This is a genomic window from Pseudarthrobacter sp. S3 (assembly GCF_050156905.1).
In the GTDB taxonomy this organism is placed as follows: Bacteria; Actinomycetota; Actinomycetes; order Actinomycetales; family Micrococcaceae; genus Arthrobacter.
The window spans coordinates 2,015,130-2,038,979 of record NZ_CP189583.1; the positions used below are offsets into that span (position 1 = coordinate 2,015,130).

A 23,850-nucleotide genomic window follows, 5' to 3' on the forward strand; every position below is an offset into this window, starting at 1 on the left:
CGCGGGCTGCGCGTCCGGGCCAGCGGGCACCTGTCAGACTGGTGGAATGGATCACTCCTTGGCTGCCACGTCCCCTGATGCGAACCTCACGTTTCCGCCGGTCCGGACCGGTCCGCGGGACCCCGGTGACGCCTGGGTGGAGGGCAGCCGCGGCAAGTTCTGGGGCCGGTTCGGTGCCGCCGGCGTCCTGGCCTATGATCCCGGCAAGGGTGTCCTGCTGCAGCACCGCGCGCTGTGGAGCCACAACGGTGGTACCTGGGGACTGCCCGGCGGAGCGTTGCACCAGGGTGAGGACGCCGTCACCGGGGCCCTCCGCGAGGCGCACGAGGAAGCTGCGATGCCTGCCGCGGATGTGAGCGTCCTCTTCACCTCCGTGCTGGACATTGGCTACTGGTCCTACACCACCGTCATAGTACTGGTGACCGCGCCTTTCGAGCCCGTGATCAGTGATCCGGAAAGTCTCGAACTCCAGTGGGTTCCGGTGGATGCGGTGGACCTCAAAGAGCTCCATCCCGGTTTCGCAGCATCCTGGCCGGATCTGCGGACAGGCATGCTGGAGCGTTCTGCCCAGCGGACAGGGTGGGCTGAGCCCCACAAAGACAAGCGAAAGGGTCAATGTTGACTGCTGCACTCCCGGAACTGGCCGATGGCGATTTCTATTATGAGGCGTTCGGCGGTGGCCGATTCCGCTCCACCATCCACGCCCAGGGGGCCTGGAACGAGCACGAACAGCACATGGCGCCGGCTTCCGGCCTGATGGCGGACAGCCTGGAGCGCCACGAACCCCGCGACGACATGCGGATGGCCCGGCTGAGCTACGAGATCCTGGGCCTGATCCCCGGGGGCGGGTTCCACATCGAAACCACCACTCTGCGCCCCGGCCGGACCATCGAGCTCCTGCAGGCCGAACTGGTTGCCAACGGCCGCGTGGCCATCCGTGCCACAGCATGGCGGATGATCACCAGCGACACAGCCGGGGTTGCCGCCGTCGAGGACGCCGCCATTCCGGCGCCCGATGAATGCAAACCGCTCGACGGCCCTGCCATCTGGCCCGGCGGCTACATCCGGTCCCTGGAGATGCGTGTGGCAGAGGGCCACCGGCCCGGCGCGGGGATCGTCTGGCTCCGCACCCTGCACCCTCTCACCGACAACGCCGACAGCGGCGACCTGGCCCGACTGATGGGCCTCGTTGACACAGCCAACGGGATCGCGGCCAGGGTCCCGCCAGGTAAAGACAGCTATGCCTTCCCCAACCTGGACCTGCAGATCCACATGTACCGCAGGCCCGGGGGCGAATGGCTGGGCCTGGACAACGCCGTCTCCTTCGGAACCGACGGTATTGGCCTCACGTCCACCGTCCTGCACGATCTACAGGGGCCCTTCGGCCGCGCCGAACAGATCCTGACGCTGCGCAGGACCTGAGGCGCAGTTCCCAGGCGTTGATTTCTGCCTGGCCGCTTCCCGGCAGGCCTCAGGACGCCGGGGGCTCCTGGACCGGCGTCGAGTCCTGGCCGTATTCGGCGGTCACCAGGATGGGCAGGTGGTCGGAGGCGCCGCGGGGCAGGGTTTCCACGTTCTCGATGTTCAGGCCCAGGGACGTGGCAAAGTCGAAGTGGCCCTTGAACACCTTGTAGCGCGTGTAGGTCCGGCGATCACTGAGGGATAGTTCGTACCCCGTGTTCTTCATGTGTTCGTTGAGGTTCTTCGTGAAGAAGGGGTAGTTGAAGTCCCCCACCATTAAAGTCATCAGGCCGGTGCCCATGCCCAGCAGTTCCGCGTGGGCAGCATGGATCTGGTTGCGCCGCAGCGAGTTGGTGGCGGTCAGCGGTGCAGCGTGGAAAGACGCGATGACCAGTTCGTGATCGGTCTCGTTGTCCCGCACGCGAGTGCCGATGAGGCGCTCATGGGCGGGCGCCAGGACCATGTCGTGAAGGGACTTCTTGAGCGCGAATGCCTTGGTGCCGTGGGCGGTGAACCGGTCCGGCCGGTAGTAGATGGCCAGCCCAAGCCGGTTGCCTTTCGTGGAATCGGCCAGTTGCAATTGACCCAGTGTGTCCGGCAGGTCAGTGGTGTCACATTCCTGCAGGCACAGGGCATCAACGCCGAAGTCCTGTGCCAAGGCGACCAGCTCCCCGCTGGCCTTGTGCTTACGTAAGTTGTAGCTAATGACGCGTATCAGTGGATTACCTCTTCTGAGGAGTAGCGGGTGGGCCCAGTTCTTGAGTTTAGCCACCGATGGGGGACGGTGCAGTATTAATCCGCTGGATGTCAGGTGGAGCGGAACACCAGCCATCCGGCGAGGGTGGACAGCCCAGTCAGGGCGGCACCCCATAGGATGTCCACGACAATAAGCTGGAGTGGCCACGTCTTGAGCGTGGCGGCATTCGTGAGGTCGTAGGTGGCGTAGGCAAAGGCGCCCAAGGCGGCCCCGTAGCCGACGGCGGTCAGCCAGCTGCCGCCGTCGAGCGCCGGCCGCAGCGCAAAGAAGACAATTCCTGCTATGTACATGACATAGAAAGCCACGGCGTAACCTAAGTGTGGCTTGTCTGCGAGCAGGTCACCGATGTGGCTGCGGTAAAACGGGTTCATGAGTTTGAGCCAGACGGAGTCGATGACGGCAAACGCAGCAGCGACAACAAGGAATTGCAATATGACCATAAGGGAGCTTAGCAACATGCAGGACGCCGAAGCGGGAATGCAGACCCTGACCGTGGTGCGGCAGGATCACACCCTCGGCGCCGCACGCGACCTGGAATTCGGCCTCGAACTGCTGACCCATGCGAAGACCGGCAGGATCGGCCCCACGCTCCGGCTGTACCGGCCCGCACCCACTGTTGCGTTCGGTCAGCGGGATACCCGGCTGCCCGGCTTCGACACAGCCGCCCAGGCGTGCCGGGAGTACGGATTTGAACCCCTGGTGCGGAAGGCCGGTGGCCGCGCCGCCGCTTACCACGAGGGCACTCTGGTGGTGGACCACGTGATGCCCCATACCGATGCCATTGCCGGCTCCAAGGCCCGGTTCGGATTCTTTGGTGAGTTGCTGGCGCAGTCTTTGCGGAACGTCGGTGTGCAGGCCGCAGTTGGCGAAATTCCGGGGGAGTACTGCCCAGGCGAGTTCAGCGTTCACGGAACCGATCCGGCCGATCCGGCGCGCCGGATCAAACTCGTCGGAACAGCGCAACGCGTGGTGAGTGGCGGGTGGCTGTTCAGTTCCGTGATCGTGGTGGAAAACTCCGCCCCCATCCGCCACGTCCTGACGGACAGCTATGCCGCCTTGGGCCTGGACTGGGACCCGGCCACTGCCGGCGCGGCCAACGACCTCGTGCCCGGGCTGACGGTCCAGGATGTCCAGGACGCCGTAATTGCCGCGTACGCGGGCCACGCCTCCCTCCGGCACGCCGACTTCAGCAGCTATGCAGGTTTGGACACCAGGGAGGCGTAGCCCGCGCTAGCCGTGCTGGGCCAGATGGCGGGGCTCCGGGGCCCTTAGTGGCCCCGGGCGATCCACTCGTCCAGGTGCGGGGCTTCTGCTCCGATGGTGGTGCTGTCGCCGTGCCCGGTCCGGACCACCGTTTCGGCCGGCAGGGGCAGCAGCCACGTCCGGATCGACTCGATGATGGTGGGGAAGTCGCTGTAGGACCTGCCCGTGGCGCCGGGGCCACCCTGGAACAGGGTGTCCCCACTGAAAAGCGAGCCCTCACCATCGGGCCCGTCCGCCAGGTGGAAGGACACCGAGCCGGGCGAGTGCCCGGGGGTGTGCAGGGCCGTCAGGCTGGCCCCCGCCACCTCGATGATGTCGCCGTGCTTGATGGCGACATCGGGTTCCACATCCGGGTAGACGTTGCGCCACAGCATCCAGTCGTCCTGGTGAAGGTGGATCGGTGCCTGGACGAGGTCCCAGAAGTCAGCTACCGACCGGATGTGGTCGTCGTGGCCGTGGGTCAGCAGGATCGCCTTGAGTTTCCGGCCACCGACGGCGGCGGCTACGGCCTTGGCATCGTGCGCGGGATCGATGACCACGCATTCCTCCGCGTTGCCCACGATCCAGACGTTGTTGTCCACATCCCAGGTGCCGCCGTCGAGCGAGAACGTCCCGGATGTGACGAGGTGCTCGATCCTGACGCTCACAGTTCCACCACAGAACGCAGCACGGAACCGGAGTGCATCTTCTCGAACGCTTCCTCCACCTGGTCGATGGTGATCCGCTCGGTCACGAAGGCATCCAGATCCAGCTTGCCCTGCTTGTAGAGGCTGATCAGCATGGGGAAGTCCCGGGACGGCAGGCAGTCACCGTACCAGGAGGACTTCAGCGACCCGCCGCGGCCGAAAACGTCCAGGAGCGGCAGCTCCAGGGTCATCTCCGGCGTCGGGACGCCCACCAGTACCACGGTGCCGGCGAGGTCTCGGGCGTAGAAGGCCTGCTTGTACGTTTCGGGACGGCCGACGGCGTCAATCACCACGTCTGCGCCGAAGCCGCCGGTGAGTTCCCGGATCTTCTCCACCGGGTCGGAATCAGAGGAGTCCACGGTGTGGGTGGCACCGAGTTCCTTCGCGCGCTCCAGCTTTTTCGCGTCGATGTCGACGGCGATGACGGTGGTTGCGCCGGCGAGCGCGGCGCCGGCGATGGCAGCCATGCCCACACCACCGCAGCCGATGACGGCGACGGTGTCACCGCGCTTGACGCCGCCGGTGTTGATCGCGGCGCCCAGTCCGGCCATGACCCCGCAGCCGAGCAGGCCGATGGCGGCAGCATCGGCGTCGGGATCAACCTTCGTGCACTGGCCGGCAGCCACAAGGGTCTTTTCGATGAAGGCTCCGATGCCCAGGGCGGCGGACAGTTCGGTGCCGTCCTCCAGCGTCATCTTCTGGGTGGCGTTACGGGTGTTGAAGCAGTACTGGGCCTGGCCGCGGTTGCACGCACGGCAGTCGCCGCAGACGGCCCGCCAGTTCAATACCACGCGGTCGCCCGGGGCGACGTCCGTGACGTCCGGGCCAACGGCACTGACCACTCCAGTGGCTTCGTGCCCGAGGAGGAACGGAAAGTCGTCGCTGATGCCGCCCAGCTTGTAGTGCAGGTCGGTGTGGCAGACGCCGCTGGTGAGAATGTCCACCAGGGCCTCGCCCGGACCCGGATCCGGGACCAGGATGGTCTCCAGAGTGACCGGGGCGCCCTTGGAACGCGCTACGACACCTTTGACTTTATGGATCACGAAAGGCTCCCTCAATGCAGATAGACAGAACGGGACCAACACGGATGTTGGTCCCGTTCTGTTTACCACATGAGCTGCGGTGTTCAGGCCGCGAGGCGGCTCTTTACCTCGGCAGCGGAAGGATTGGTGGCGGCAGTGCCGTCCGGGAAGAGCACGGTGGGCACGGTGCGGTTGCCGCCGTTGAGCTTCTCCACGAGGTCGGCTGTGCCCTCCACCTCTTCGATGTTGATTTCCGTATAGCCGATGCCCTGCGCGTCCAGCTGCTTCTTCAGCCGGTTGCAGTAGCCGCACCAGGTGGTGGAAAACATGGTGATGGTGCCGTTCTCGGGGGTAAAGTCCACGGAGCTCTCCTGAAATCGTTGGGTAGGTTCCTTCCCGTCAACGGTAACCCGGGGCAGGCTATTCCCTGAGCCGGCCCGGTGGATGCGGTGCCGGATGACAGCAGATAACGCTGATGGCATGCTGGAGCCATGTGTGGACGCTATGTGATGGCACGGGCCGTGGGCGACTTGCTGGCCGACTTTGATGCCCAGCTGGAGGAGGAAGTGCACCTTCCCCCGTCATGGAACGTGGCGCCAACCGACGCTGTCCCGATCGTCCTGGAACGGCTGATCGACGACGGCCCCGTGCGGCAGCTCCACGTGGCCCGCTGGGGCCTGGTGCCGTCCTGGGCGAAGGATCCGGGCATCGGCCCCAGGATGATCAACGCGCGCAGCGAGACTTTGCTCGAGAAGCCGGCCTTCCGCAAAGCCGTGAAGTCACGTCGCTGCGCTGTCCCGGCGGACGGGTACTACGAATGGAAGCAGGGCACCGGCAAAGCCAAGCAGCCCTACTACGTCCATCCGGGCAAAGGCAGCGGGCTGGTGTTCGCGGGCCTGTACGAGTGGTGGAAGGATCCGTCCAAGGCCGAGGGTGACCCCGGCCGGTGGATGCTCTCCACATCCATCCTGACGGCGGACACCCCGCCGCCCGGTGCTGAGTCGACAATCTTCGGCAAGCTCACTGCCTTGCATGACCGCGTGCCGCTGCCCATGGACCGGGCCACGATGGCGTCGTGGATCGACCCGCAGATCGACGACGCCGCCTTCCTGGTGGACCTGGTCCGCGCCCATGTCAAGGACGTCGCGGCCGACTGGCACGTGGATTCCGTCGGCACCGAGGTGGGCAACGTGCGTAACAACTCCCCGGAACTCATCCGTCCGGTAGAGGCGCTGTTCTGAGGCGTTCCGGTCGCTGACCCGGCTGACGGCGGAGGTGCCCGGCCCTTAAACGGTGACCTGGCCGCCGTCGTCCACTGTCCAGGTGGGGTTATAGGCAATTTCCCAGCGGAAGCCGTCCGGATCGGCGAAATAGCCGCTGTACCCGCCCCAAGGCTGGGTGACCGGCGCAGCGACGATGGTGGCTCCGGCCGATGCCGCCTCCGCCATGACCCGGTCCACCGCCTCGGTGCTGGGCAGGTTGTGGCTGAGTGTGATGCAGGGGACCGGGCCGGGCGCGCCTACGCCGGCCTCGGCGTGCATCTGCGCGGCGTCCCACAAGGAAAGGACGAGGCCGTGGTTGACCTGGATGAACACCACATCGCCCGGGAATTCGCGGTGGACAGGCCAGCCGAGGCCTTCGGCGTAGAACCGGCGGGAGGCGTCAACACTGCGAACGCCTAGTGAGATGAAGTCGACTCTGGGCTGCATGCTTCGATACTGTCAGAAGATGGCAACAATTCAAGGAAACGATCGGGATGCTTTGGCCGACAAGGAACAGCTCGCAGCCGTTCGGATTGCGGTCGACGAAGTTGATGAGCAGATTGTCACGCTCATTGCGCGGCGTGAACGCCTGATCCGCATCGCCGGAAGCCTGAAGGGGGACGACGCTGAAGTCCGTGCCCCCGGCCGGGTGGAACGGGTGATTGAGCATGTCCGGTCCGCCGCGGAAAAGAAGGACATTGATCCGGACATCGTGGAATCAACCTACCGGGCCATGATCTTAGGGTTTATCGAACTTGAAATGAAGGTCCACAAAGAGAGCAGCTGACACCGCCGCAGGTGCTGTCCGGATTCGGGTCCGGCAGCACCTGCCCCGGTGTTTGCCTGCTCCAGTGTTTCCTAGAGCGCTTCGTCGACGGCGACGCCCGACTGGAATTCCCGGCCGTCGGCCTCGCTGAAGGCCGACATGACGTGTCCCTTGCCCAGGCCATGGACGGCCGCGACGGGGAAGTTGCCCGTGATGGTGTTGCCCGAGTGTGTCACACCGGCAAGATCATAGTTTTCCTCGGCGCTTTGGTCATGGCTGAACGAGTAGAAGGCAATGGCCTCCCCGTTCATGAACTCAATACCCAACCGTCTTTGTGATGAGTAATCAGGGCTCGCCGCCACCAGGCCCACTACGTACGCACCTGCCCCCGGTATGTTGCCGTCGATATCGAAGGTTGCCACGAGCTTTTCGTCCTGGGCCTTGATGCTTACGTGCTTGAGGAGTGCGTCATGGGTGCTCATGCCACAATCCTGCCCTCCTGCTGCCCGTCCGTCCACCCCTGTCTAGGTTTTGTCGGAGCGCCGTCGTAGACTGGATTTATTCGAATATGTGTTCGAATAATTTGCTGTTGCATCAGCATCCTGCATCAGCTCCGTTCAGTTCCGGGAGGCGCCCATGGGTACGTTCAGCGAGTCCGTGGACGTCGTCTGCACCCCCGCGGGCCAGCCGCTGAAACTCCAGTGGGCCGGGCGGCACTACACCGTGTGCGCCGAGCCTGTCCGGTGGTACGAACGCCGGCAGTGGTGGGCCGAGGAGCGCCGTGCGCCCCTCGGCAGCGGGCCGGGGCTGGTGGACCACGAAATCTGGCGCGTCCAAGTACATGCGGACCCGCAGGGTACCGGCCCTCGGGATGCAGGAGAGCCGCTCACCCTGGACCTGAGCAGGCATGTCGGCAGCGGCCGCTGGAGGATCCTGCGGATCCACGATGCACTCCGGCCCCAGACGGCATGAGCTTCTCCCACCTTCACGTTTCCACGGCCTTCAGCGCACACTATGGCGTGGCGTGGCCCGACGAACTGGCCCAGGTTGTCGCCGCGGACGGCGCAACCGCGCTCGCCTGCACGGACCGGGACGGCCTGTACGGCACCATCAAACACCTCAAAGCCTGCATGGCCGCCGGCATCGACCCCATCGTGGGTGTGGACCTAGCGGTCTTCGACGACGACGGCGACCACCGCACCCAGCTCGCCGGCAGGGTGGTGGTGCTCGCCCGGGGCAACAACAACGGGGCGGGGTACCGGGCCCTGTGCCGGCTGGTGTCCGATGCCCATGCCCGCACCTCCGGCAAAGCCGGGGGAGCGGTACCGGTGGCGGTCACCCGCGCCGAACTCGCCTCCCGCACGCTCGACCCCAAAACCCTGAAACCGGTCCTGACAGTACTGATCGGCCCGGATTCCGACGTCGGACGGGCCATGAGCGGCCGGCGCTACCTCCGTCCGCGCACCCTTTTCAAAGGCTGGCTGGACGCCATGCCCCCAAAAACCCTGGTGGCGGAAGTCGTTTCCCAGCTCACCGCCCCCGGGGCGCACCTGAGTACCGCGCATGCGGTACGTATGCTCAAGCTCGCGGAAGAACACCATGTACCGGCTGTGCTCACCAACGCGGTCCGCTACTGCGCAGAGGACGGTGCCGCCACGGCAGACGTGCTCGACTCCGCCCGGACCCTGAAGTCCCTCCCCGAACTCGCGGCCGAACCGCTGCTCCAGCCCAACGGGCAGGCCTGGCTCAAATCCTCTGCGCAGATGCTTCAGCTCGGCAAGGAAATTATCCGCGCCGCAGGGTATGGCGCAGCGGACCTCAAACAGCTGATGGCGCAGACCGAGGCGCTCGCCGACTTCTGCCGGATCGACCCGGTGACTGACATGGGCTGGAAGCAGCCGGTAGTCCCCGAGGCATCGGTCATAGGCATCAGCCAGGACCCGCACAATGAACTGGTGCAGCGCTGTGAGGCCGGGATCAGCAGGCGGTTCCCTGGGATATCAGGCTCAGCCCACAAGGACATGCGCTCGCGGCTGGAGCACGAGCTGGGGATCATCAGGAACCTGGGGTTTTCCTCTTACTTCCTCACGGTCGCGGAGGTCTCCCGGATGATCCAGGACATGGGGGTCAGGGCAGCCGCCCGTGGTTCCGGGGCTTCCAGCCTGGTCAACTACCTGATTGATGTCAGCCAGGTGGACCCCCTGCAACACGACCTGATCTTCGAACGCTTCCTGTCCCGGGACCGGGCCACGTTGCCGGACATCGACATCGACGTCGAAAGCGCCGAACGGCACAACGTATACCGGCGGATCTTTGACCGCTTCGGTTCCGAGCGCGTCACGCTGATGAGCATGCAGAACGGGTACCGCGCCCGCGGTGCCGTCCGCGACGCCGGGATGGCCCTGGGTATGGACCATGATGACGTCGGCGAGATCGCCAAGCAGCTGTGGCGCTTTTCGGCCCGGAAATTCCGTGAGGCACTGGTTGAGAAACCTGAGCTGCGTGAGTTCGCCGGGCGGGTGGAACAGCGGGACTTCGCCGAAAACCAGCAGCTTGACCTGCTGGTGGACCTCACCGAACGGCTGGACCGGCTGCCCCGCCATATCTCCATGCATCCCTGCGGGGTGATCCTGGGCGACGCCACGCTGCTTGACCGGACCCCTGTGCAGCCCAGCGGACTGGGGCTGCCCATGAGCCAGTTCGATAAACACGACATGGATCCCATGGGCATGCTCAAGCTTGATGTCCTGGGCGTCAGGATGCAGAGCGCCATGGCGTTTGCCGTCCGCGAAGTCATCCGGATCCATCCCTCCAAAGCGGAAGTGGTTGCGGCCGGGGCCCACCCTGCAGGTCCTGACGGGACCGGGCCGGACTACATCGCCGAGAACGGGCACATCGACCTCAACGCCGTGCCGCTGGATGATGAACCAACCTACGAACTGATCCGCAGCACCCACACCCTGGGCTGCTTCCAGATCGAGTCGCCCGGGCAGCGGGAGCTGATCGGCAAGCTGGCGCCGCGTGAGTTCAACGACCTCATCATCGACATTTCGCTGTTCCGGCCGGGCCCGATGAAATCGGACATGGTGCGGCCTTTCCTGGAGCACAGGCACGGCTTCGCGCCGGAGGTCTACCCGCACCCCGACCTGAAACCCGTGCTGCAGGAAACGCATGGGGTCACTGTCTTCCACGAACAGATCCTTAAAACCTTCCACGTGATGACCGGCTGCGGCCTGGCGCGCGCAGACGAGTTTCGCCGGGCGCTCGGCGACGAGGTCCACGAGCTGAAGGTGGAGGAGTTCTTCCGCAAGGAGGCCCGGATCAAGGGGTACGCCCCGGAGGTGGTGGACAAGGTCTGGGAGACCCTGAAAGCCTTTGGCAGCTTCGGCTTCTGCAAGGCGCACGGTGCGGCGTTTGCCGTTCCCACCTACCAGTCCGCCTGGCTCAAGACGCACCACCCCGAGGCTTTCCTGGCGGGGCTGTGGGAACACGATCCCGGCATGTACCCCAAACGGCTGCTGGTGGCCGAAGCCCGCAGGCTGGGCATTCCCATCCTGCCGCTGGACATCAACCGCAGCCAGGCCAAGTACAGGGTGGAACGAGTGGCGGCAGGGCCGGATGCCGGCAAGCTGGGGATCAGGCTGAGCCTTAACGGCATCTACGGCCTGTCCGGGACCGAGCTCAAGCGGATTGTCGCCGGCCAGCCCTACGACTCCCTGGCTGACCTCCGGGCCCGGTCCAGGCTGAGCAAGCCAAGTATCAAAAGGCTCGCCCAGCTGGGTGCTTTTGATTCCCTGCACCGTGAATCGGGCGGCGCCGCCAACCGCGCGGACCTCGTCCAGCACCTGCAACAGCTCCAGGCCGCGGGCGGTACCCGGAAAGGCATCGACATCATGGAAGGGCAGCTGTCCCTGCCGCTGGGGGATGTGGAACTGCGGAACGTCAAACCCGGGCTTCCCGCGCCCACCCTGGTGGAAAACGTCCGGGCAGAACTGGACCTGATGGCCATAGACGTCAGCGGGCACCTGATGGACAGCCACCGGCCCCTGCTGGACCGGCTCGGGGTCACCACTGCCGACAAACTGTTGAGCCTGCGCAACAACACCGAGGTACTGGTGGCCGGGGTGCGCATCGCCACCCAGACCCCGCCCATGCGTGGCGGCCGGCGGGTGGTGTTCATCAGCATCGATGACGGCACCGGCTGCGTCGATTCCGTGTTCTTCCATGAAGCCCAGGAGCAGGCGGGGCTGTTGCTGTTCGGCACCAGGCTGCTGCTGATCCGGGGCACTACACGCCGGACAGGTCCCCGGGGAATCAGCCTGAGCGCCAGCATGGCCTGGGACCTGAGCCGGGTGGAATCCCTGCCGTTCGCGGCGGACCGCGTGGAGAGCACCGATGTACCGCATCCCCTGGACGGGATCAGCCGAAGCCTTGCGATTACCGGAATGGGCGGCTGAGGGGTCGCGGGTCCCGTTGGTCGGCCTCCCGGGAAACCGATAGCATTGACGATGGCTGGCTGTGGTCCCCGTACGCCACAAGCTATGAAGCCTAAAACTTTGAATAGGAGACACCCGTGTCAGATGCCCAGCAGATCACCCTCATCGTCGATGGCGAAGAGACTAAGGTGACTACCGGGACAACCGGTGCGGAACTCTTCTTTGAGCGCCGCGATGTTGTTGTTGCCCGCGTCAACGGCGAGCTGAAGGACCTGGACCAGGAACTGCCCGAGGGCGCCGAGATCGAGGGCGTCACCATCGATTCCCCTGACGGCCTGGACGTCCTCCGCCACTCCACCGCCCACGTGATGGCCCAGGCAGTGCAGCAGCTGCGCCCGGACGCCAAGCTGGGCATCGGCCCGTACATCACCGACGGCTTCTACTTCGACTTCGACGTCGCCGAGCCGTTCACCCCCGAGGACCTCAAGACCCTCGAGAAGATGATGCTCAAGATCGTCAACCAGAACCAGAAGTTCGTCCGCCGTGTGGTCAGCGAGGACGAAGCCCGCGAGGCCATGAAGAACGAGCCCTACAAGCTAGAACTCCTGGGCAAGAAGAACAACGCCGCCGAAGCAGGCGAGGGCGTCAACGTCGAGGTCGGCGCCGGCGACATCACTATCTACGACAATGCTGAGCGCAAAGAGGGCACCACCGTCTGGTGCGACCTCTGCCGCGGCCCGCACCTGCCCAACACCAAGCTCATCTCCAACGCCTTCGCACTGACCCGGTCCTCCTCGGCGTACTGGCTGGGCAACCAGAAAAACCAGCAGCTGCAGCGCATCTACGGCACCGCCTGGCCCACCAAGGACGCGCTGAAGGCCTACCAGGAGCGCATCGCGGAGGCTGAGCGGCGCGACCACCGCAAGCTCGGCGTCGAACTTGACCTGTTCTCCTTCCCCGACGAGCTGGGCTCCGGCCTGCCGGTGTTCCACCCCAAGGGCGGCATCATCCGCAAGGAGATGGAGGACTACTCCCGCCAGCGCCACGTCGATGCCGGCTACGAGTTCGTCTACACCCCGCACATCACCAAGGGCCACCTGTACGAAGTCTCGGGCCACCTGGACTGGTACAAGGAGGGCATGTTCCCGGCCATGCACGTGGATGCCGAACTCAACGAGGACGGCACCGTGCGCAAGCCCGGCCAGGACTACTACCTGAAGCCGATGAACTGCCCCATGCACAACCTGATCTTCCGCTCGCGTGGACGGTCCTACCGTGAACTGCCCCTGCGTCTGTTCGAATTCGGTTCGGTCTACCGGTACGAAAAGTCCGGCGTGGTCCACGGCCTGACCCGGGTCCGTGGCATGACCCAGGACGACGCCCACATCTACTGCACCCGCGAGCAGATGAAGGACGAGCTCACCAAGACCCTGAAGTTCGTGCTCGACCTGCTCAAGGACTACGGTCTGAACGACTTCTACCTGGAGCTGTCCACCAAGGACCCGGAGAAGTACGTCGGCGAGGACGCAGCCTGGGAAGAAGCCACCCGGACACTCGCCGAGGTGGCCGAGGAATCCGGCCTGGAACTCGTCGCGGATCCGGGCGGCGCAGCCTTCTACGGACCGAAGATCTCCGTTCAGGCCAAGGACGCGCTGGGTCGCACCTGGCAGATGTCCACCATCCAGCTGGACTTTAACCTCCCGGAACGCTTCGAGCTGGAGTTCCAGGCAGCCGACGGCACCCGCCAGCGTCCCGTGATGATCCACCGTGCGCTCTTCGGTTCCATCGAGCGGTTCATGGGCGTGCTCACCGAGCACTACGCCGGCGCATTCCCGGCGTGGCTTTCCCCTATCCAGGTGGTGGGCATCCCGGTGGCCGAAACGTTCAACGAGTACATGTTCGACGTCGTTGACCAGCTCAAGGCGGCAGGCATCCGCGCCGAGGTGGACACGTCCTCGGACAGGTTCCCCAAGAAGATCCGCACCGCCAGCAAGGACAAGATCCCGTTTGTCCTGATCGCCGGCGGCGACGACGCCGAGGCCGGCGCGGTGTCCTTCCGCTTCCGTGACGGGAGCCAGGACAACGGCGTGCCGGTTGCCGAGGCCGTCAAGCGGATCACAGAAGCCGTCCGTAACCGGACCAGCTAGCGGAAACGGATAAAAACACGGTGCAGGACAACACAGGCGCAGGCTACCCAGGGGATGCCGGCGTGACAGATGACTTTGATCTCGCGGGCGTGCCGGATGCTTTCCAGCGCCTGTGGACTCCGCACCGGATGGCCTATATCAAGGGCGGCCAGCACCAGTTCAAGAACGAGAACGACTGCCCTTTCTGTGTGGGTCCGGGCCGGTCTGACGAGGAAGCCCTGATCGTTTACCGGGGCAAGACCTGTTACGTGGTCCTTAACCTGTTTCCGTACAATCCGGGCCACCTCCTGGTCTGCCCCTACCGGCACGTCCCGGACTACACCGACCTCACGGTGGAAGAGACCTCGGAATTTGCGGAGATCACCCAGACAGCCATGCGGGTCCTGCGCAAGGTTGCGAACCCGGGCGGGTTCAACCTCGGCATGAACCAAGGTGTGGTGGGCGGGGCAGGAATCGCCGCCCACCTGCACCAGCACATCGTTCCACGCTGGGGCGGGGACGGTAACTTCTTCCCCATCATCGCCCAGACCAAGGCCATCACGCAGACCCTGGATGAAGTCCGCCAGCAGGTTGCAGAGGCCTGGCCCGGGGAGACGGATGCTGAATAGGCATGCGCGCGGGTTTTTCACCGCACTGTTCACTCCGCTGGCGCGTTGGCTCCTGAGAATCGGTGTTTCCCCTGATGCCGTGACGGTCATCGGAACCGCCGGCGTGGTGGTCGGAGCGTTGGTCTTCTACCCCCTCGGCCAGCTCTGGTGGGGGACCCTGTTCATTACCGCGTTCATCTTCTCGGACGTGCTCGATGGCATAATGGCCCGGCTTCGGGACTCAGGCGGCCGCTGGGGAAACTTCCTGGACTCCACGCTGGACAGGATCGCCGACGGTGCACTGTTCGCCGGCGTTGCTATCTGGTTCTTCACCGGGGGCGCCGATTACGCCATCGCCGTCGCAGCCATGCTCTGCCTGGTTTTGGGCATGGTGGTCTCGTATGCGCGGTCCAAGGCCGAAGCCCTCGGTTTCACAGCCAATGTGGGCTTCGCCGAGCGCGCCGAGAGACTGGTGTCGGTGCTGGTGGTCACCGGATTTACCGGCCTGGGGCTGCCCCCCGTGGTCCTTCTGGTGACGCTCGGACTCCTGGCCCTGGCCAGCCTCATTACCATCATCCAGCGCGTAGCCACCGTCCATCGCCAGGCGTTTGCGGAGTCCGCGGCTTCGGATTAAGGCTGATTAAGCCCGCCGCCTGGCGTGGGACTAGTATTGTGACTGCCCGGTCAATGTATCCGGCAACCCGGTGCGTGTACTTTCGGTTTCTTGCCGCCCTCACGCCCGGCGAAGATCAGCTATCTACCCATAGGGGTTTTTGTGTCTACACCTGATGTAAGCAGCGAAGCCGGTTCGTCCGCGAACAGCGTCACGGGCAGCAACCGCGTCAAGCGGGGCATGGCTGAGATGCTCAAGGGCGGCGTCATCATGGACGTCGTCAACGTTGAACAGGCCCGCATCGCCGAAGACGCCGGTGCCGTTGCAGTCATGGCGCTCGAACGCGTTCCGGCCGATATCCGCGCCCAGGGCGGCGTGTCCCGCATGTCGGACCCGGACATGATCGACAAGATCATCGACGCCGTCTCCGTGCCGGTCATGGCCAAGGCCCGGATCGGCCACTTCGTGGAGGCCCAGGTCCTGCAGTCGTTGGGCGTGGACTACATTGACGAGTCCGAGGTCCTGACCCCGGCCGACTACGTCCACCACATCGACAAGTGGAACTTCACGGTTCCCTTCGTCTGTGGCGCCACGAACCTCGGTGAGGCGCTGCGCCGCATCAACGAAGGCGCGGCCATGATCCGCTCCAAGGGCGAGGCCGGCACCGGCGACGTCTCCAACGCCACCGGGCACATGCGCCAGATCCGCGCCGAGATCGCCAAGCTCGCGGCCTTGCCCGAGGACGAGCTGTACGTCGCGGCCAAGGAACTGCAGGCCCCGTACGAACTGGTCAAGGAAGTTGCCGCTGCCGGCAAGCTCCCCGTGGTGCTGTTCACCGCCGGAGGCATTGCCACCCCGGCCGACGCTGCGATGATGATGCAGCTCGGCGCTGACGGCGTGTTTGTAGGTTCCGGTATCTTCAAGTCCGGCAACCCGGCCCAGCGTGCCGCTGCCGTGGTCAAGGCCACCACGTTCTTTGACGACCCCGACGTCATCGCCAAGGCCTCCCGCGGCCTCGGCGAAGCCATGGTGGGCATCAACGTCGCTGACATCCCGCAGCCGCACCGCCTCGCCGAGCGCGGCTGGTAACAGCTCTAAAGCAGTACGACGGCGGCGGGTCACCTTACGAAGGTGGCCCGCCGCCGTCGTCGGTGGTTAGCCCAGGCCGCGGCGTTTCAGCAAGGGCTCCAGTTCGGCGTCGCGGCCGCGGAGTGCGCGGAAGGATTCCAGCGGGTCCCTGCTGTTTCCGCGGGAGAGCAGCTCCTGGCGGAAGCGTTCGCCGTTGGCCCGCGTTAGCCCGCCGTTCTCGGTGAACCAGTCCACAGTTTCGGCGTCCAGCACCTCACTCCAGATGTACGAGTAATAACCGGCCGCATAGCCGGCGCCCGCGAAGATGTGCTGGAAATAGCCGGTTCGGTAACGCGGCGGGATCAGGGCATGAGCCACGCCCGCGGCGGCAAGGGCCTTTTCCTCGAAGGCGAGTGCATCGTCCGGGACCTCGGTGACATCCAGCGTGTGCCAGGCCAGATCCAGCAACGCAGCGCCAAGGTATTCCGTGGTCCCGAAGCCTTCGCCCCAGAGCCGTGCGCCGTTCAACTTGTCCACAACCTGCTGCGGAAGCGGTTGGCCGGTGGCGTGGTGCCGGGCGTAATGTGCAAGTACCTCCGGCCACAGGATCCACATCTCGTTGACCTGCGATGGGTATTCCACAAAGTCGCGGGGTACAGCAGTCCCGGCGAACCGCGGATACGCCACGTTCGACAACAAGCCGTGGAGCGCGTGTCCGAACTCGTGGAATGTGGTGCGCAGTTCGTCCAGCGTCAGGAGCGTAGGCTCGCCTGCCGGCGGCTTGGAGATATTGAGGTTGTTGATCACCACGGGAAGGGTGCCGAGCAGGCCCGACTGTTCCACCAGCGAGTTCATCCAGGCGCCGCCCCGTTTGGATTCGCGGGTGTAGTAGTCGCCCAGGAACAATCCCAGCCCGCTGCCGTCCTGGTCCCGCACTTCCCAGACGCGGACGTCCGGGTGGTAGCCTGCGAGGTCCTTCCGTTCGTGGAAGGTGATGCCGTAGAGGGATGTGGCTGCGAAGAAGACGCCGTCCCGGAGAACGCTGTCCAGCTCGAAGTAGGGGCGGAGCGCCTGTTCGTCCACTGCGTACGTATCCCGCCGCACCTTGGCCGAGTAGAACGCCCAGTCCCAGGCCTCCAGCGGATGCCCTGCCGCCTCGGCCAGCGCCGCAGCCTCGGCGTCGGCATTGCGCACGGCGGCGGGGGACAGCCTGTTCAGCATGGACTGGACCGCCTCAAAGTCGCGGGCTGTCTGGCGGTCCACCACGAATTCGGCATAGTTGGCGAAACCCAGAAGGGCTGCCTTTTCAGCGCGCAAGCCAGCCGTTGACCTGGCCAGTTCCAGGACATCCAGGCCGCCGCCGTCACTGCCCCGGCCGGTGGAGGCCTCAAACAGCCGACGGCGGATGTTCCGGTTTTCCAGGGCAGCCAGGGCGGGCTGGTTGCTGGGCTGGATCAGCGTCAGCAGGAATTTTCCGTCGTGGCCAACGGCGCGGGCCGCCTCAGCGGCGCTGGCGACATCATCGGCCGGCAAGCCGGCCAACTCTGCTGCCGTGTCCAGCAGCAGTGCGGCCGATTTCATGGCCGCCTTGACCCGCTGGCCAAACTCCGTGCCCAGTGTGGACAGCTCCGCGTTGATTTGCTTCAGCCGTTCCTGGCCCGTTTTGTCGAGCTGGATCCCGGACTGGCGGAACTCCTTCACATACTCCTTCACGAGACGGACGGACTCAGGGTCAAGCCCGGAGGTGTCAATCGCCGCGAACCTGTCGAACAGCGCGCGATTGAGGTAGATCTCGTCCTGATGGGCCGAAATACGGGGTGAGAGTTCGGTCTCCAGGTCACGGATCTCGTCTGTCGCGTCAGCTGAGGCAAGCGTGAAGAAGGAGGCCGTGGCCCGCTCGAGAAGTTGGCCGGCCTTCTCCATGGCCACGGCCGTATTCTCGAAGTTCGCAGGCACCGGGTTGTCCACAATCGCCTGGATTTCCACCAGATGTTCCGCCAGGCCAGCCTCGATGGCCTCGGCGTAATCGGATGCTCTGATGTGGGCAAAAGGCGGCAACCCATAAGGCAGGGTGCTGGCACTAAGGAGGGGATTCGTCATCTCGCTAACCTTTCATACTGCCGTATGCTTCTCAACGCGCGGCTTTGCGGCATTGGTGCGACGGCCAGACCTACAATGACGCCTATGGGGAAAAGGTTGGGCGCCGCTTCTGTGGGCGCTGTTGCTCTTCGTTCCGCCGCGGCGCTGTCCGGCGGCATGCTGGCCGCGGCGCTGCTGGCAGGCTGCGGCCTGATCGCCGAAGAGACCGCTGCTTCCGCCGGGGCCGCCGCGAGTACCGGTGCCGGGACAGCGCAGCCGAGCCCGACGGCAACCCCCACCCCGACGCCCACTCCCACCCCCGGCGCGGGGCCGGCGTGTCCCACGCTGCGCTGCGCGTCCGTGCTGGTGACCGGCGACATGCTGGTCCATACCCAGCTCTGGCAGCAGGCCCGCGACGACGCCGCCGCGGCAGGGAAAACAGGCCTGGACTTCACCCCACTCCTCGAAGGCCAGCGCAAGTACATCCAAGCCAGCGACCTCGCCATCTGCCATCAGGAAACCCCTGTGGCCGGGCCCGACGGACCGTTCTCGGCGTACCCGTCGTTCAACGTCCCGCCTCAGATCATTACAGCGTCCAAGGCGGTGGGGTACGTGGCGTGCACCACCGCGAGCAACCACACCATCGACCGGAGCACGGACGGAGTGCTGCGCACCCTGGATGCACTGGATGCCGCGGGGCTGAAGCACACCGGTTCCTACCGCACGCAGACCGAGTCGCAGGGAATCCTGATCCTGCAAACCAACGCCGCCAAGATCGCCATCATTCAGGGGACTTACGGGCTCAACGGCCAATACCCTGAATATGACTGGCAGGTGGACATCCTGGATGCGCCCACCATGATCGCCAAGGCCGTCAAGGCACGGGCTCTCGGTGCGGACATTGTGCTCGGGGCCATGCACGCCGGTGATGAGTATTCCAGCGAAGTCAACGCCCAACAGCAGGAAGTGGCGCAGGCCCTGGTGGACAGCGGCCAGTTCACCATGATCTACGGCCACCACACCCACTCGGTGCTGCCCATCGAAAACTACAAGGGAACCTGGATCGTCTACGGGCTGGGCAACGGCGTCACTGAACTGTCGCCCTGGTATGTGGTGAACAACGAGGGCCTGCTGGTGCGGGCGCAGTTCAGCCAGGACGCTGCCGGAAAGTGGACGGCATCGGACCTCGCCTGGGCCCCTTCAGTGATTGTCCGCGACCCGTACCGCTGGTGTTCGGTGGCAACCGACGCGCCGCAGGGCGTCTGCGCGACTCCCGAGGCCGACGCCGCCACCCGGCTGAGGACCACCACCGTGGTGGACTCGATGGGCGCGGCTGCTGCGGGAGGGCACGAACTTCTGATCACCAAGGACCCCTGAGGCCCTTCGCCGGGGGAAACCGTCAGCGTGGTGCTACCCAGCGCAGTGGCACTCAGCGCGGACGGCGCGTCGCGTGCTCCCGGGCCAGTACTGCGTAGCGGTCGTCCGGGGCGCCGGCCGTGAAGGTGCCGTATTTACGCTCCGCGGCGGTCCTGATGAGGAAGTCGGCGATGGCAGGGTTCTTGGGCAGCAGGGAACCGTGCAGGTAGCTGGCCACCACATTTTTGTAGCGCGCGCCTTCGTGGCCGTCGCTGCTGTTGTTGCCGGTGCCCTTGGCAACGGTGCCGAGTGGCCGGACGCCAGCACCCAGGGTGGTCTGCCCGCTGTGGTTCTCGTAGCCCAGGACCTCGCCGAACTCCGGTGTGGCCACCTTGACGTTGCCGATCAGGCGTTCGTCGGTGCCGTGTGTTTCCACGTCCAGGATGCCGATCCCCGGGATGACCGTACCCAAGCGGGTCTTGAAGAAGCGTCCGAACAGCTGATACAGCCCGCAGATCACCAGCATGGGGGCGCCGTCTTCCGCCAGCCGGGTCAAGACGCCGGCGCGTGAGTGCAGGTCATCCTGGATGACCAGCTGGCCGCTGTCTTGCCCGCCGCCCCCGACAATGAGGTCCGCATCGGCGGGAAATTCGTCGCCCACGTTGTACTCCAGCAGCTCCGGGGTGTAACCGTGCCAGCCGATCCGCTGCTTGATCACCAGGGCGTTGCCCCAGTCGCCGTAGATGTTCATGTCCCGCGGGTAGAGCTGCAGGACGCGGATGGTGCCCTTGGAATTCTGTTCGACGCCGTCCGGACCGATGCCGGGTGATTCAGCAGTCATGAGACCACCTCCACTGTGGTGATTTTGGACAGCTCGCGGCGGATGGCCAGCATGGCTGTGTACGTGCAGAAGATCCGCTTCGGTTTGCCCTTGGCCGCACGGATGAATTCGGCCAGTGCGGGCGCGATCTCCGGCTGGACGCCGCCGATCCGGACGTCGTCATACTGCAGCCGCAGTGCCATATCGTAGGCCCGGGACCCGGTGAGCTGGTCCACGCCGCCGTCGCGGAGCGAATCGAATTCCACGTCCCACAGCCAGGACATGTCCCGGCCGTCGGCATAGTTGTCATTGATGGCGATCATGGTGGCGTAGCCGTCCGCGGGGAAGGACTTCAGCCCTAGCCGGAAACCGCTGGGGTTCTTGACCAGCACGAGGTCCAATGGCTGGCCGTCCACCGTGAGGCTTTCGCCGCGGCCGAACGCAGGCTCCACCCGGGATAGCGCCGTGAGCAGGGTGGCGTGGTCTGCTGTGACGGCACCACCGCCACAGATACTGCGGGCCAGGGTCAGCGCCGCAGCCGCATTAAAGATGTTGTAGACGCCGCGGAGCTTCATCGCTGTGGTGACCGTGACGCCGTCGTACTCAAAATCGGCGGTGTCCGGCCCCACTTTGCGGAGTACGACGTCGGCCGCCGGCTTGTGCGGGAGCGCTGCGGGGGCAGGACTGCCGGGCGCTGCCCGCATGTCGTCGTCGTTGGGGAAGGTGCTCAGGAGCGAATCGTCCAGGCCGAAGTACTGGACGTCCTGGCCGGTGAGCGTGTCCGCGATGCGGGCCACCCGCGGATCCTCCCGGTTGAGGACCACTGTTCCGGTGGTTTTGTCCGCGATGTGCTGCAGCAGCTGGGCCGTTTTGTCGATCTCGCCGAACCGGTCCAGCTGGTCGCGCAGGACGTTGAGAAGGAGGCTGTACCGCGGCGGAACACGGTTCACAAAATGCGTGGCGTGGGCTTCGTCGAGCTCCAGGACGGCGACGTCGGCCGTAAGCCTGCCGCGCCAGTCCACTTCGCCCAGCAGGGCAGCCGCCACACCACGGGTGAAATTGCTGCCGGTGCGATTGGTGAAGACCTTCAGGCCCTGGCTCTCCAGCAGTTCCACCACCATTTTTGTGGTGGTGGTTTTGCCGTTGGTCCCGCTCACAACTGCAACGCCGTGGGGGAGCGTGGCGAGCGTCCGCTGCATAAAGCCGGGATCGATTTTCTCGACCACCAGCCCGGGCAGCGCGGACCCTCCGCCCCTGAGCCGGGACACCCGGCGGACCAGCTTGCCGAGCGGAACACTGATGTAAAGCATGCTCTGTAATATATCCCAGCAACGGCATAGAACCCTTCCCGGAAGCGCTTCCGGCGCCGCCTCGGGACCAGCGCCCATTATGCTGATTGGATGACAAACCCCCTTTCGGCTGCTTCTGCACGCGTGGGCTCGGGCCTCCGGATCGGCGTCCTGGCACTTCAGGGCGACTTCCGCGAACACCTCCGGGCCGTGGAAGCCGCGGGTGCCGCCGGCGTCGGAATCCGCCGCCCCTCCGAACTGGACGGCCTGGACGGCCTCATCATTCCCGGCGGAGAATCAACAGCCATCGACAAGCTGGCCCGCGCCTTTGAGCTGGCCGGACCGTTGAAGGACCGGATCCGCGACGGACTGCCGGTCTACGGTTCCTGCGCCGGCATGATCCTTCTCGCAGACGCGATCGCCGATCCGGCCACGGACCTGGCCGGCAACCCGCAGCAGACTTTCGGTGGCCTGGACATCACGGTGCGGCGCAACGCCTTCGGCCGCCAGCGCGAGTCCTTTGAAGCGGACCTGGACTTCAAGGGCCTGGACTTCAGCGCCACGGAATCCGGTGTGGCCCCGGTGCATGCTGTGTTCATCCGCGGCCCCTGGGTGGAACGCGTCGGAGCCGGCGTGCAGATCCTGGCGCAGGTTGAGCCTGCGGACCCGGAGCATGCCTCCCATGCGGCCAGCCTGCCGGGGACAGCTAGAATTGTCGCAGTGCGTTCTGGCCACCTGTTGGCCACCTCCTTCCACCCGGAAGTGACTGGGGAGAAACGCGTACATGAACTTTTTATCCGCATGATCAGAGGAGACGCGTAAGCATGTCAGGACACTCCAAATGGGCAACGACCAAGCACAAGAAGGCCATCCTCGATAGCCGCCGCGCAAAGTCGTTCGCCAAACTGATCAAGAACATCGAAGTCGCTGCGCGTATGGGCGGACCGGACCTCGCCGGCAACCCGGGCCTGGAACTCGCCGTCACCAAGGCCAAGAAGACGTCGGTGCCCGCCGACAACATCGACCGTGCCATCAAGCGTGGCGCCGGCCTCACCGGTGAAGTGGTTGACTACACCGAGATCATGTACGAATGCCGCGGCCCGCAGGGTTCGGCGCTGCTGATCGAGTGCCTGACGGACAATAAAAACCGTGCAGCCTCCGAGGTCCGCCTGGCCATTTCCCGCAACGGCGGCACCATCGCTGACCCGGGTTCGGTGAGCTACCTCTTCAGCCGCAAGGGCGTCGTCTCGATGCTGAAGAACGGCCTCAGCGAGGACGACGTCCTGATGGCTGTCCTCGACGCCGGAGCCGAGGAAGTCAAGGACAACGGCGACAGCTTCGAGATCCACTCCGAACCGACCGACCTCCAGGCCATCCGCGATGCCCTCAAGGAAGCCGGAATGGAGTACGAGACCGACGAAGCCGAGTTTGTGCCGTCCATGCAGGTGCCGCTGGACCTCGACGCCGCCAAGAAGTTCATGAAGCTGGTGGACGCACTGGAAGAACTCGACGACGTCCAGAACGTCTACAGCAACGCCGACCTCAGCGACGAAGTCCAGGCCGCACTGGAAGCTGAGTGACCTTCAGCGTTGTGGCCTAGGGCGGATGTCCCAGGGTGACCCTGCGCGTATTGGGCGTTGACCCGGGCCTCACCCGCTGCGGCATCGGCGTTGTCGACGTCGAACGGAACCGGCGGGCCACGATGGTGGCCGTCGGGGTAGTGGGTACCTCTCCCGAGGAGACTCTGGACCAGCGCCTGCTGGTGATTGCCCTGGCCATCGACGAGTGGCTGGACCGCTATGAACCCCACGTAGTCGCCGTCGAACGCGTTTTTTCCCAACTCAACGTCAGCACGGTGATGGGGGTGGCGCAAGCCTCCGGTGTGGTGATTGCAGCCGCGGCCCGGCGCGGGATCCCGGTGGCTCTGCATACCCCGTCGGAGGTGAAGGCAGCCGTGACCGGCAGCGGCACCTCCAACAAGGAAGCCGTGACCAAACTTGTCACGAAAATCCTCCGGCTGGACGCGCCGCCGCGGCCGGCGGACGCTGCAGATGCCCTGGCACTGGCCATCACCCACGCCTGGCGGGCCGGCAGCGGCGCCGCCGTGGCCACCACCGGCCCCGGCAGCATGTCGCTGACGCCGGCCCAGCGCGCCTGGGCCGCCGCCGAGGCGAAAGCGCGCCGTGGGCGCTGAATGTCCGCCGTGCTTGCTAGGGTATTCGTAGATATGTTCGGATA

25 protein-coding genes are annotated in these 23,850 nt (G+C 65.2%); 15 read left to right on the forward strand and 10 right to left on the reverse strand.

Going from position 1 to position 23,850, the window contains the following annotated elements; genetic code table 11:
• The first annotated feature begins 46 nt into the window (after nucleotides 1-46).
• Both ACQCSV_RS09685 and ACQCSV_RS09690 read left to right on the forward strand, forming a co-directional pair.
• On the forward strand, nucleotides 47-622 hold the full coding sequence (locus tag ACQCSV_RS09685; RefSeq protein WP_354154972.1) for an NUDIX hydrolase: 576 nt from the start codon (nucleotides 47-49) through the stop codon (nucleotides 620-622).
• Complete coding sequence (locus ACQCSV_RS09690) at nucleotides 619-1,422, forward strand: thioesterase family protein (protein ID WP_354154973.1); 804 nt, start codon at nucleotides 619-621, stop codon at nucleotides 1,420-1,422. Before ACQCSV_RS09685 ends, ACQCSV_RS09690 begins: the two co-directional genes overlap by 4 nt.
• 49 nt (nucleotides 1,423-1,471) lie before the next feature.
• Here ACQCSV_RS09690 and ACQCSV_RS09695 read toward each other — a convergent pair whose 3' ends face one another.
• Nucleotides 1,472-2,176 (reverse strand): endonuclease/exonuclease/phosphatase family protein, encoded by a 705-nt coding sequence (locus ACQCSV_RS09695; protein ID WP_282331555.1) that lies wholly within the window; start codon nucleotides 2,174-2,176, stop codon nucleotides 1,472-1,474.
• A gap of 92 nt (nucleotides 2,177-2,268) precedes the next feature.
• Nucleotides 2,269-2,658, reverse strand: a complete 390-nt coding sequence (locus ACQCSV_RS09700; protein WP_354154974.1) for a DUF2177 family protein — start codon at nucleotides 2,656-2,658, stop codon at nucleotides 2,269-2,271.
• A gap of 16 nt (nucleotides 2,659-2,674) precedes the next feature.
• On the opposite strand from ACQCSV_RS09700, the gene ACQCSV_RS09705 reads away from it, so the two are divergent.
• Nucleotides 2,675-3,442, forward strand: a complete 768-nt coding sequence (locus ACQCSV_RS09705) for a lipoyl protein ligase domain-containing protein (protein ID WP_354155054.1) — start codon at nucleotides 2,675-2,677, stop codon at nucleotides 3,440-3,442.
• A 44-nt stretch (nucleotides 3,443-3,486) separates the two neighbouring features.
• Here ACQCSV_RS09705 and ACQCSV_RS09710 read toward each other — a convergent pair whose 3' ends face one another.
• From ACQCSV_RS09710 to ACQCSV_RS09720, 3 genes are all read right to left on the reverse strand, one after another.
• A complete protein-coding gene (locus tag ACQCSV_RS09710; protein WP_354154975.1) occupies nucleotides 3,487-4,128 on the reverse strand; it encodes an MBL fold metallo-hydrolase in 642 nt (213 codons plus the stop codon).
• On the reverse strand, nucleotides 4,125-5,210 hold the full coding sequence (locus ACQCSV_RS09715) for an S-(hydroxymethyl)mycothiol dehydrogenase (protein WP_354154976.1): 1,086 nt from the start codon (nucleotides 5,208-5,210) through the stop codon (nucleotides 4,125-4,127). Before ACQCSV_RS09715 ends, ACQCSV_RS09710 begins: the two co-directional genes overlap by 4 nt.
• Nucleotides 5,211-5,293: 83 nt before the next feature.
• A complete protein-coding gene (locus tag ACQCSV_RS09720; RefSeq protein WP_056340387.1) occupies nucleotides 5,294-5,551 on the reverse strand; it encodes a mycoredoxin in 258 nt (85 codons plus the stop codon).
• A 129-nt stretch (nucleotides 5,552-5,680) separates the two neighbouring features.
• Between ACQCSV_RS09720 and ACQCSV_RS09725 the strand changes: the two genes are divergently transcribed.
• Complete coding sequence (locus ACQCSV_RS09725) at nucleotides 5,681-6,430, forward strand: SOS response-associated peptidase (RefSeq protein ID WP_354154977.1); 750 nt, start codon at nucleotides 5,681-5,683, stop codon at nucleotides 6,428-6,430.
• A 45-nt stretch (nucleotides 6,431-6,475) separates the two neighbouring features.
• On the opposite strand, the gene ACQCSV_RS09730 is transcribed toward ACQCSV_RS09725, so the two are convergent.
• On the reverse strand, nucleotides 6,476-6,898 hold the full coding sequence (locus ACQCSV_RS09730; protein ID WP_354154978.1) for a VOC family protein: 423 nt from the start codon (nucleotides 6,896-6,898) through the stop codon (nucleotides 6,476-6,478).
• 19 nt (nucleotides 6,899-6,917) lie between these two features.
• On the opposite strand from ACQCSV_RS09730, the gene ACQCSV_RS09735 reads away from it, so the two are divergent.
• Nucleotides 6,918-7,238 (forward strand): chorismate mutase, encoded by a 321-nt coding sequence (locus tag ACQCSV_RS09735; protein WP_354154979.1) that lies wholly within the window; start codon nucleotides 6,918-6,920, stop codon nucleotides 7,236-7,238.
• A gap of 71 nt (nucleotides 7,239-7,309) precedes the next feature.
• Here ACQCSV_RS09735 and ACQCSV_RS09740 read toward each other — a convergent pair whose 3' ends face one another.
• Nucleotides 7,310-7,699 carry a hypothetical protein gene (locus ACQCSV_RS09740; RefSeq protein WP_185260689.1) on the reverse strand — a complete coding sequence of 130 codons (390 nt, stop codon included), beginning with the start codon at nucleotides 7,697-7,699 and terminating at the stop codon, nucleotides 7,310-7,312.
• A 154-nt stretch (nucleotides 7,700-7,853) separates the two neighbouring features.
• On the opposite strand from ACQCSV_RS09740, the gene ACQCSV_RS09745 reads away from it, so the two are divergent.
• From ACQCSV_RS09745 to pdxS, 6 genes are all read left to right on the forward strand, one after another.
• Nucleotides 7,854-8,189 (forward strand): DUF6504 family protein, encoded by a 336-nt coding sequence (locus tag ACQCSV_RS09745; protein ID WP_354154980.1) that lies wholly within the window; start codon nucleotides 7,854-7,856, stop codon nucleotides 8,187-8,189.
• The gene (locus tag ACQCSV_RS09750) at nucleotides 8,186-11,674 is read left to right on the forward strand and encodes a DNA polymerase III subunit alpha (protein WP_426938363.1); all 3,489 of its coding nucleotides are present in this window, start codon (nucleotides 8,186-8,188) and stop codon (nucleotides 11,672-11,674) included. Before ACQCSV_RS09745 ends, ACQCSV_RS09750 begins: the two co-directional genes overlap by 4 nt.
• A 116-nt stretch (nucleotides 11,675-11,790) precedes the next feature.
• Nucleotides 11,791-13,800, forward strand: a complete 2,010-nt coding sequence (thrS, locus tag ACQCSV_RS09755; RefSeq protein WP_354154982.1) for a threonine--tRNA ligase — start codon at nucleotides 11,791-11,793, stop codon at nucleotides 13,798-13,800.
• A 20-nt stretch (nucleotides 13,801-13,820) separates the two neighbouring features.
• Complete coding sequence (locus tag ACQCSV_RS09760; protein ID WP_426938364.1) at nucleotides 13,821-14,408, forward strand: HIT family protein; 588 nt, start codon at nucleotides 13,821-13,823, stop codon at nucleotides 14,406-14,408.
• Nucleotides 14,398-15,021, forward strand: coding sequence for a phosphatidylinositol phosphate synthase (gene pgsA / locus ACQCSV_RS09765; RefSeq protein ID WP_426938365.1), 624 nt, complete (start codon nucleotides 14,398-14,400; stop codon nucleotides 15,019-15,021). Before ACQCSV_RS09760 ends, pgsA begins: the two co-directional genes overlap by 11 nt.
• Nucleotides 15,022-15,162: 141 nt before the next feature.
• A complete protein-coding gene (pdxS, locus tag ACQCSV_RS09770) occupies nucleotides 15,163-16,089 on the forward strand; it encodes a pyridoxal 5'-phosphate synthase lyase subunit PdxS (protein WP_354223206.1) in 927 nt (308 codons plus the stop codon).
• Between the two features lie 66 nt (nucleotides 16,090-16,155).
• Here the strand turns inward: pdxS and ACQCSV_RS09775 are convergent, their stop codons facing one another.
• Complete coding sequence (locus ACQCSV_RS09775) at nucleotides 16,156-18,168, reverse strand: M3 family metallopeptidase (RefSeq protein WP_354154986.1); 2,013 nt, start codon at nucleotides 18,166-18,168, stop codon at nucleotides 16,156-16,158.
• A gap of 84 nt (nucleotides 18,169-18,252) precedes the next feature.
• On the opposite strand from ACQCSV_RS09775, the gene ACQCSV_RS09780 reads away from it, so the two are divergent.
• A complete protein-coding gene (locus tag ACQCSV_RS09780; RefSeq protein ID WP_426938366.1) occupies nucleotides 18,253-19,524 on the forward strand; it encodes a CapA family protein in 1,272 nt (423 codons plus the stop codon).
• A gap of 52 nt (nucleotides 19,525-19,576) precedes the next feature.
• Here the strand turns inward: ACQCSV_RS09780 and ACQCSV_RS09785 are convergent, their stop codons facing one another.
• Complete coding sequence (locus ACQCSV_RS09785; protein WP_354154988.1) at nucleotides 19,577-20,344, reverse strand: glutamine amidotransferase; 768 nt, start codon at nucleotides 20,342-20,344, stop codon at nucleotides 19,577-19,579.
• Nucleotides 20,341-21,633, reverse strand: coding sequence for a MurT ligase domain-containing protein (locus ACQCSV_RS09790; RefSeq protein WP_354154989.1), 1,293 nt, complete (start codon nucleotides 21,631-21,633; stop codon nucleotides 20,341-20,343). The genes ACQCSV_RS09785 and ACQCSV_RS09790 overlap by 4 nt, the downstream gene beginning before the upstream one ends.
• A 90-nt stretch (nucleotides 21,634-21,723) precedes the next feature.
• On the opposite strand from ACQCSV_RS09790, the gene pdxT reads away from it, so the two are divergent.
• From pdxT to ruvC, 3 genes are read left to right on the forward strand one after another with little or no spacing between them, the layout of a single operon-like run.
• Entirely contained in the window at nucleotides 21,724-22,434 is a 711-nt protein-coding gene (gene pdxT, locus ACQCSV_RS09795; protein WP_282330648.1) for a pyridoxal 5'-phosphate synthase glutaminase subunit PdxT, read from the forward strand.
• A 2-nt stretch (nucleotides 22,435-22,436) separates the two neighbouring features.
• Nucleotides 22,437-23,192: a YebC/PmpR family DNA-binding transcriptional regulator gene (locus tag ACQCSV_RS09800; RefSeq protein WP_354154990.1), complete on the forward strand. Its 756-nt coding sequence runs from the start codon at nucleotides 22,437-22,439 to the stop codon at nucleotides 23,190-23,192.
• A gap of 35 nt (nucleotides 23,193-23,227) precedes the next feature.
• A complete protein-coding gene (gene ruvC / locus ACQCSV_RS09805) occupies nucleotides 23,228-23,806 on the forward strand; it encodes a crossover junction endodeoxyribonuclease RuvC (protein WP_354154991.1) in 579 nt (192 codons plus the stop codon).
• The last annotated feature ends 44 nt before the right edge of the window (nucleotides 23,807-23,850 follow it).

Excerpts from the sequence above, each read along its gene's own strand:
- ACQCSV_RS09735 (WP_354154979.1), top strand. The coding sequence starts at position 6,918 with ATGGCAACAATTCAAGGAAACGATCGGGATGCTTTGGCCGACAAGGAA.
- ACQCSV_RS09730 (WP_354154978.1), bottom strand. The coding sequence starts at position 6,898 with ATGCAGCCCAGAGTCGACTTCATCTCACTAGGCGTTCGCAGTGTTGAC.
- ACQCSV_RS09790 (WP_354154989.1), bottom strand. The coding sequence starts at position 21,633 with ATGCTTTACATCAGTGTTCCGCTCGGCAAGCTGGTCCGCCGGGTGTCC.
- pgsA (WP_426938365.1), top strand. The coding sequence starts at position 14,398 with ATGCTGAATAGGCATGCGCGCGGGTTTTTCACCGCACTGTTCACTCCG.
- ACQCSV_RS09800 (WP_354154990.1), top strand. The coding sequence starts at position 22,437 with ATGTCAGGACACTCCAAATGGGCAACGACCAAGCACAAGAAGGCCATC.
- ACQCSV_RS09745 (WP_354154980.1), top strand. The coding sequence starts at position 7,854 with ATGGGTACGTTCAGCGAGTCCGTGGACGTCGTCTGCACCCCCGCGGGC.
- ACQCSV_RS09740 (WP_185260689.1), bottom strand. The coding sequence starts at position 7,699 with ATGAGCACCCATGACGCACTCCTCAAGCACGTAAGCATCAAGGCCCAG.
- ACQCSV_RS09775 (WP_354154986.1), bottom strand. The coding sequence starts at position 18,168 with ATGACGAATCCCCTCCTTAGTGCCAGCACCCTGCCTTATGGGTTGCCG.
- ACQCSV_RS09700 (WP_354154974.1), bottom strand. The coding sequence starts at position 2,658 with ATGGTCATATTGCAATTCCTTGTTGTCGCTGCTGCGTTTGCCGTCATC.
- ACQCSV_RS09750 (WP_426938363.1), top strand. The coding sequence starts at position 8,186 with ATGAGCTTCTCCCACCTTCACGTTTCCACGGCCTTCAGCGCACACTAT.
- ACQCSV_RS09725 (WP_354154977.1), top strand. The coding sequence starts at position 5,681 with ATGTGTGGACGCTATGTGATGGCACGGGCCGTGGGCGACTTGCTGGCC.
- ACQCSV_RS09785 (WP_354154988.1), bottom strand. The coding sequence starts at position 20,344 with ATGACTGCTGAATCACCCGGCATCGGTCCGGACGGCGTCGAACAGAAT.
- pdxT (WP_282330648.1), top strand. The coding sequence starts at position 21,724 with ATGACAAACCCCCTTTCGGCTGCTTCTGCACGCGTGGGCTCGGGCCTC.
- ACQCSV_RS09780 (WP_426938366.1), top strand. The coding sequence starts at position 18,253 with ATGGGGAAAAGGTTGGGCGCCGCTTCTGTGGGCGCTGTTGCTCTTCGT.
- ACQCSV_RS09685 (WP_354154972.1), top strand. The coding sequence starts at position 47 with ATGGATCACTCCTTGGCTGCCACGTCCCCTGATGCGAACCTCACGTTT.
- ACQCSV_RS09705 (WP_354155054.1), top strand. The coding sequence starts at position 2,675 with ATGCAGGACGCCGAAGCGGGAATGCAGACCCTGACCGTGGTGCGGCAG.